The following is a 5,976-nucleotide window of genomic DNA, read 5'->3' as shown; positions in this document are numbered from 1 at the left end:
TACTGATATATTAAGGAATATTGGATAATTTAACGTTGGTGTGATAATCCGGTATATCTTGTTTATACCGGATTTTTCATGAAAAATTATTTAACTGGTTTATGAGAAAGTTTATTCCCCCGGTTGAAAACGTTATTAAAGTTAGTTGTTTTTTTAAATATATTATCTGATTAACCTGAACTTTGCTTAAGAAGGAAATTAAAGTATCTGAGATACGAGCAACGTTTTTGTCAAAGAAAATTCAAGACATTTCAGTCCACTCGGTTTCTTGCTTAATATTCCTTCAATATAAAAGAAAGTATGCTACCATTCACCGATGAAGAGAAAAAAAACACCAACGCCACATGACGCTGTTTTTAAACAGTTTTTAAGTCATATTGATACCGCCAGAGACTTTTTGGAGATTCATTTGCCTGCGACATTACGGGCAGTTTGTGATCTGGATACACTGCGGTTGGAATCAGGGTCGTTTATTGAAGATAATCTGCGTGCGCATTATTCCGACATTTTGTATTCATTGAAAACGGCGCAGGGTGACGGTTACGTGTATTGCGTGATCGAACACCAGAGTTCCCCGGATAAGATGATGGCATTCCGGCTGATGCGATACAGTATTTCCGCAATGCAACGGCATCTGGAGCAGGGACATGAAAAATTGCCGCTGGTCATTCCGGTGTTGTTCTATCACGGGAAAATACAGCCGTATCCGTGGAGTACCCATTGGCTTGACTGCTTCGATGATCCGGCCTTGGCGAAGGAAATCTATTCCGGCGCATTCCCGCTGGTAGATGTGACGGTAATCCCGGATGATAGGATCCTGACGCATAAACGGGTTGCGCTACTGGAAATAGTGCAAAAGCATATCCGGCAGCGAGATATGGCGGAGTTACTGAAAGAACTGGTCATGCTGCTGACGTATGATTACTATACGGATGAACAGCTAAAAAGCATGTTAAACTACTTATTACAGGTGGGAGATACCGCCGATCCAGAGGGTTTTATCCGGCGACTGGCAGAACAGTCCCCGAGGTATGAGGAGGTACTGATGACAATAGCGCAGAAACTGGAGCAGAAAGCACGCAAGGAAGGACTCCAAGAAGGATTGCATAAAGGACTCCAAGAAGGATTGCATAAAGGCGAAAAACAAGGGGTCCTGAAAGTCGCGAGTGCGATGATGGATATTGGCATCGACCGTGAAACGATAATGAAAACCACCGGTCTGAGCCAGAACGAGCTTGAGCAAATACGTCACTAACTCGTGCTGAGAGCTCTTAATCAGCATTCAACGATTCGTGTTAAAAGAGGATCTTACGGGGACTGGCAGAACAGTCCCCGAAGTATGAGTATCGACCGTGAAACGGTGATGAAAATTATCGGACTGGGCTTGAATAAATGTCCGACAAACTTTTACGGGATATATAAGCATTAATAAATCCAATTATTTTTCTCATTTTTCACTGATAGCTTTATGATGGGCAGGTTTTAAACTGTTATTAAAAGTTATTTTTTACTTATGCTTTTAATCGGTATAAAGTTTTAGCTGTTGTTTTTACCACTTTTAACGTCTGCTTTTTATTAAATTTAATCATCATGGTAGATTGTATTTTACGTTTAACTAACATTGATTATACTCACTTTTTATCTTTATTGATGTTGTTTTACTGGTAATTCTGAGTGGTTTTTATAAATCTTTTATCTTCATAAATCAACCCGTAAATAGTCTGATGGTATAAAGATACCTTTTTATGTTTTTTCGGATAATATTCTTTTTTTCGCTGATTTTTTAACTCTCTTTTAATGGCTAATGGACTTCGATTAAATATAATCAATATCCTTTTAAAAATTTAACTTATGGTTAAATGCATTTTTTATATAAATATTTAATACCTCTGTTTTCGTGTTTTTAAATGGTCATGGCAGGCTAGGTAAATATAAAATAAGCGGAGGAGAGCATTTTCGGTAAATATATTAAACATAACAGGGAATAAGTTGTTTTTAGTTACTCAATACCTTTTAAAAATCTGGCATTAATGGGTACCTGTTTTTTTACCCTTAGTTAACTCATCACCGAAAAAGCAGCTTCCTGATCGCTAAAAAAGGGAAAACAAGTAAAAAGAGAGAGTGCACTATGTTTAAAAGATGACAAATTTGTAAAAAGATTCTTATTCCGAGGGTTGTAGTTTTCAACTGGAGAGTGATATTGCTTAATCTCGTTTTTTATCGATTCCATTTCGTAATGGATTCCAAATAGGATACAGCCGGTTAATCAGTTATAACGACACTTATTCTATTATTGAGTGGTTTTACTGCCTGAATTTTTATCTGGTCGTTGAATGTTTTATCCAGCATTATTGCAGCTAATGCAGCGGCCAAAGCACCCAAGGTTAAATGGCCTGAGTCCAGTGGGCTCTGGACTCAGGCATCATTAGCTGCTTAGTGTAGAGTTAGTTCAGGATCCGTTTTAACGTAACCAGAATGGCGGATCGTGTGGGCCTAAAGCATCGTATTGCTCAAGAGGGCGATTTTTATCATCTATACAATATGGTACATCAGTTATCCCTATTTTAAGTGGCTGATAAATCCCCCAACTACTATAAAATAATTTGGCTGATTCTATACATGTGTCAATACCATCAAGGTATTTCATGAAATACATTTCAGAATCAGTCAAAAAATCATTTCTTATTTCTTTCACTAAAAAAGAAATTTTCTCAAGCTCATTCTGCCTTATATATCTCTTATAAAGTCGATCCAATATTTCTTTACTCTCACAATCACTGATTTTGCCATATAAGAAAGTAAAAAAATTTACCATATCAGAAGAGGAACCAAGTTCTACCATAGAGCTTCCCCCCATAAAACCTACATATTCCATATTAAATTACCTTTTAAATTGTATGTCAGTTGGTTTAATTATTCCGTCCGATTTTCGAACAACTTCTCTAATAATGGCATCTTCTTGAGCCGCCGAAACAACTTGTCCACGAACATCAATGACGATTCGTTGTTTCATTCCATTAGGTAAATTCTTCTGCCGCTCAATCGCTTGTTTAACAACATTATTAATCAGGCCATTTTTATTCGTTGCAATGTTATAGTTTTTCACTTCAACACTGCAAACATTGCCCTGACACCAGTCTGGGCGAACACTGCCTTTAGTGCCATAGGGGACTTCTTTACCCTCTTTAAACGTCACTTGACCACTCCAGCCATCCCCTAAATCTTTCCCGACATCAATTTCTGATTTTCTGTGGCCGGGGCGTGAGATTGATGTAATTTCATCACTGGCTTTATTAATAAGCTTAGAAGCTTCCCCAACGTTGCCTTTTTGTAAGGCTTTCTCTGCCGCCTTAATAGTCTTCCCAGCCACATCACCTGCACCGGGAATAATGGCTATCGCGGCGACCAGATAATCTAATGCGCTTTCAGCCTCGACAAAACCTTTAATATCCCCGATAACGGGCACGAAGTCAGTACCAAAGCTGATAATTCCCCCGGCTTGCTTACACGCCTCCGGTGACTGCTGACAAAATGCTCTCTTTTTCTCCTCGTAAGCTTTTATTGTACCCCGTCTTTCTTTCTCTCTCTGCCGCGGACAGAAGGTGTGCCAGTGAATTATAGACAATAACGATTTCCCCGGCATTAGCACCACTGTTAGCCCCTTCTGCGCTATTCGTTGCAATCGCGCCTGCAACACCACCGATAATCTTGCCACCGGTTTGAATGTTCATCGGGTCGCTGAAGGTTTTATCCAGCGTGATTGCTGCCAGTTCCGCTGCTAATTTTGACTATCAGATAATCTTTGTAAATATTCAATGCAGGACACATCAACGTCCTTACCATAATTCACAGCTAAGTCGTTTAAATCTACTTTAGCATTATATTGTTCAGACAATATCTTCAAATAATAATTCTTTAACTCTTCAAAAAGGGATTTATTTTTCATTTAGGCAATCTCCTGCCTTCCGCTTTTGCACTTTTTGTCTTGTCTTTGGGTCATCGAATTGGCAAATACAACCATATATAAGCATATGGTTATATTTAGATTATTTATTGTGTGTTTTCTACTGTAGTTTAATAAAACTGTTTGTTATTAAAATAGGCTCATCATATGATTCTAAGTCTTCACTTAACCACATTTCCCCATTCCTATCTAGATGAAATTTAATTAAAGCTCCAAATTCATCTAATGAAATAATAACATTAAGTTTATCATTAGGATTTAAATATTCCCATGAAATAAGTAAAGAATTGCAAAATAATATTGAATACTCTAAATGATTTTTATCCACATAGTCATCAATATGAAGTGAATTTACAAAACATTCAAACCCAACACAATCCTGAAAATGTTTTTTTGATGCAGAAGAGCTATAATTCATAAGTTTTTTAGAGAAAAAGCAATGTTCTTTTTCAATAAATCCACTGGAAATGATTGATTGTAATTCATCTGTAAGAACCAGATGATTCCCTTTTAACTCTTTCATTTTCTGTTTCATTTTTAAGTTAATTTTTAGCATCATTTTTCCCCTAAATATTGTTTCATACCTTTATCAATCGCATTTTTAAAGCTACTATCCTTTAATCTCTTAGGGTCTAATTCCCCGCCCCTTGGGGCGAACTACTCTGTAGTTGGCCATTGGTTTGATACCCCGCTGCTTGCGGCGGGGTTGTTCATTAATTCATTGACTTTTTTAGGTGCATCAGGAAATGTATTTGAAATAGAATCATAATAATATTTATTTCCTTGATTGCCCTGATAGTGTAATTGCCCTGCTCGTTGACCAGGATTTGGGTTTTCCACATCAATACGTTCTTTACCTACTCCTTTCCAAATTGTTTTACTTGGTACTTGAACCCCGTTTGCACCTATCATTTGACCATTTTTGCTTAACGTATAGTTATGTGAAGATTGTTGGCCTGTATTCTTCCCAACAATCGAAGCAACCGAAACCTTACTACCAATAGCACCACCAATACCGGCAGATTCTACCGCTTCTTTGGCTATCAGTGCACCTTTTTCCCAGGCGGGTTAGCAAGTTATATGATTGTTTTAAACGTTAAGCAAATATCCCAGCTTTTGGTGAACTGCACCTTAAATCAGTTAGTGCCTAACCTTTGGGGGCAGTTCAGATGATCTAGGGGGAACTAAAACCAAAATTTAAAATATATACCCGTTATCTTTCAAGTTGCCTCTTTGTTGGCTGCACTCGCTCACCCCGGTCACAGAGTTCGCTATGCTCCCGGGGATTCGCTCCCTTGCCGTCTCGATGCATCTTGAAATCTATAGGGTATACAAGTTTTATGAATCAATAAGATCCTTTTTAGTTTCAATCAGAAGTTCAATAAATTCATCTAATGGAAACTTCAATTCAACTTGTTCAGATAATATTCTTAAATCGGGAAAAAACTCTACTTCAATATGTTCAATCCCCTTATCCTTATTAATTTGGCAAAGCATTTGATTTTTATATGATATCTCAACTGTTAATTCTTCATATTTATTATCACTGAAAAAATCAACATTAAAATCTGTATGCATAATTATTTATTCCTTTTCGGATCTAGAACACCTGAGAAAGATCCATCTGCATTGTAGCGAACACCTCTTCCATCAGGTAGTCGATATTCAACACCACCACGGGATAACTCTGTTTTGACAGTATCTGGATTTAGTAATACTTCATTAACAAATTTATTTGCTGTCGCATTTTTTTTGGCCACATTTCCTTTTAGTGGTTCAAATGTTCCACCTTGTCGACCTGCGTGCTTTTCCCATGCCCTAGCAGCCTCAGATAGACCTTGTGGATTCATTGGTTTGTTGGCAGAACTTACTAAGTCCTTAATAGTAAATTTATTTCCTTGATTTACTACACTCGTCCCCTTTCCGGTTCTAGGTTTCCCCTCTGTACCCTCATTCGGCTGATAAGGTTGTTTATTCTTCCCAACAATCGAAGCAACCGAAGCTTTACCAAC

At 37.7% G+C, this 5,976-nt stretch carries 8 protein-coding genes and 1 pseudogene; 1 reads left to right on the top strand and 8 read right to left on the bottom strand.

The genetic code is table 11. The annotated features are described in order from the left end of the window. Positions 1–316 precede the first annotated feature (316 nt). Positions 317–1,255 (top strand): Rpn family recombination-promoting nuclease/putative transposase, encoded by a 939-nt coding sequence (locus tag ACGF63_RS17805; protein ID WP_387632437.1) that lies wholly within the window; start codon positions 317–319, stop codon positions 1,253–1,255. Positions 1,256–2,461: 1,206 nt separating this feature from the next. Here ACGF63_RS17805 and ACGF63_RS17800 read toward each other — a convergent pair. The 8 genes and pseudogenes from ACGF63_RS17800 to ACGF63_RS17765 form a co-directional block, all read right to left on the bottom strand. Next, on the bottom strand, positions 2,462–2,875 hold the full coding sequence (locus ACGF63_RS17800) for a hypothetical protein (protein ID WP_152961580.1): 414 nt from the start codon (positions 2,873–2,875) through the stop codon (positions 2,462–2,464). 6 nt (positions 2,876–2,881) lie between these two features. Further along, positions 2,882–3,466 (bottom strand): hypothetical protein, encoded by a 585-nt coding sequence (locus ACGF63_RS17795; protein ID WP_162524050.1) that lies wholly within the window; start codon positions 3,464–3,466, stop codon positions 2,882–2,884. A 37-nt stretch (positions 3,467–3,503) separates the two neighbouring features. After that, positions 3,504–3,731 (bottom strand): VENN motif pre-toxin domain-containing protein, encoded by a 228-nt coding sequence (locus ACGF63_RS17790; RefSeq protein ID WP_152961581.1) that lies wholly within the window; start codon positions 3,729–3,731, stop codon positions 3,504–3,506. Between the two features lie 47 nt (positions 3,732–3,778). Beyond that, the gene (locus ACGF63_RS17785; RefSeq protein ID WP_152961582.1) at positions 3,779–3,946 is read right to left on the bottom strand and encodes a hypothetical protein; all 168 of its coding nucleotides are present in this window, start codon (positions 3,944–3,946) and stop codon (positions 3,779–3,781) included. 118 nt (positions 3,947–4,064) lie between these two features. Continuing rightward, a complete protein-coding gene (locus tag ACGF63_RS17780) occupies positions 4,065–4,523 on the bottom strand; it encodes a hypothetical protein (RefSeq protein ID WP_131601404.1) in 459 nt (152 codons plus the stop codon). A 98-nt stretch (positions 4,524–4,621) separates the two neighbouring features. Further along, positions 4,622–4,876, bottom strand: coding sequence for a hypothetical protein (locus ACGF63_RS17775; RefSeq protein ID WP_387632433.1), 255 nt, complete (start codon positions 4,874–4,876; stop codon positions 4,622–4,624). A gap of 426 nt (positions 4,877–5,302) precedes the next feature. Further along, positions 5,303–5,542 (bottom strand): hypothetical protein, encoded by a 240-nt coding sequence (locus ACGF63_RS17770; RefSeq protein ID WP_036843271.1) that lies wholly within the window; start codon positions 5,540–5,542, stop codon positions 5,303–5,305. 2 nt (positions 5,543–5,544) lie between these two features. Continuing rightward, positions 5,545–5,976: pseudogene (locus tag ACGF63_RS17765) on the bottom strand (hypothetical protein); the annotation flags it as partial.

The organism is Photorhabdus sp. RM322S (assembly GCF_042879395.1).
Lineage (GTDB): Bacteria > Pseudomonadota > Gammaproteobacteria > Enterobacterales > Enterobacteriaceae > Photorhabdus > Photorhabdus khanii.
Note: the sequence above shows the minus strand (reverse complement) of the source record. Positions and strands in the feature narration are given on the sequence as shown.

What these genes read in the sequence shown, in the direction of transcription:
- ACGF63_RS17775 (WP_387632433.1), bottom strand. Translation starts at nt 4,876, where the DNA reads ATGATAGGTGCAAACGGGGTTCAAGTACCAAGTAAAACAATTTGGAAA.
- ACGF63_RS17780 (WP_131601404.1), bottom strand. Translation starts at nt 4,523, where the DNA reads ATGATGCTAAAAATTAACTTAAAAATGAAACAGAAAATGAAAGAGTTA.
- ACGF63_RS17805 (WP_387632437.1), top strand. Translation starts at nt 317, where the DNA reads ATGAAGAGAAAAAAAACACCAACGCCACATGACGCTGTTTTTAAACAG.
- ACGF63_RS17785 (WP_152961582.1), bottom strand. Translation starts at nt 3,946, where the DNA reads ATGAAAAATAAATCCCTTTTTGAAGAGTTAAAGAATTATTATTTGAAG.
- ACGF63_RS17790 (WP_152961581.1), bottom strand. Translation starts at nt 3,731, where the DNA reads ATGAACATTCAAACCGGTGGCAAGATTATCGGTGGTGTTGCAGGCGCG.
- ACGF63_RS17800 (WP_152961580.1), bottom strand. Translation starts at nt 2,875, where the DNA reads ATGGAATATGTAGGTTTTATGGGGGGAAGCTCTATGGTAGAACTTGGT.
- ACGF63_RS17770 (WP_036843271.1), bottom strand. Translation starts at nt 5,542, where the DNA reads ATGCATACAGATTTTAATGTTGATTTTTTCAGTGATAATAAATATGAA.